Origin of the sequence: Bradyrhizobium sp. SRL28, from assembly GCF_018596315.1 — a bacterium.
GTDB lineage: Bacteria > Pseudomonadota > Alphaproteobacteria > Rhizobiales > Xanthobacteraceae > Bradyrhizobium.
Genome location: NZ_JAHEAG010000197.1, coordinates 1 through 606, shown reverse-complemented (window position 1 = coordinate 606; position 606 = coordinate 1). Strand labels below are relative to the sequence as shown.

Genomic DNA, 606 nt, shown 5'->3' with positions numbered 1-606 from the left:
GTTCGGCGACTGGAACAGTGTGTTTCGGCGCTTCAGTCGGTGGAGCGTCAAAGGTGTTTGGACTCGCATTTTCGAGGCGATGTCCGATGATCCGGACTTCGAATATCTGATCATCGATTCCACCATCGTCCGAGCCCACCAGCACGCTGCCGGGGCCAAAAAAGGGGGTCTGAAGATCAAGCGCTCGGCCGCTCGCGCGGCGGCCTGAGCACCAAGATACATATGGCCGTTCGCGGCTTGGGATGTCCCGTGCGGTTCACGCTCACCGCAGGACAGAAGGGCGATGCACCGCAAGCCGCAGCTTTGATCGAGGATCTACCGGCCGAGGTCGTCATGGCCGACACGGCCTATGACGCCGATCACTTGCGCCAGGCCATCGCTGCCAAAGGCGCGCTCGCCGTCATCCCCAACAACCCGTCACGGGCGCTCAAATATCCGCTCGACAAGCACCTCTACGCCCAGCGCCATCTCGTGGAATGCTGCTTCTCCAAGCTTAAGCAGTTCCGCCGCGTCGCAACCCGCTTCGAAAAGACCGCACGAAATTACCGGGCCGTCATCACCATCGCAGCCATCATTCTATGGCTGCGATAAGTGTCCACACCACCT

1 pseudogene is annotated in these 606 nt (G+C 60.4%); it reads left to right on the top strand.

The annotated features are described in order from the left end of the window. A pseudogene (locus KIP88_RS45965) lies at positions 1 to 591 on the top strand (IS5 family transposase); the annotation flags it as partial. Positions 592 to 606 lie beyond the last annotated feature (15 nt).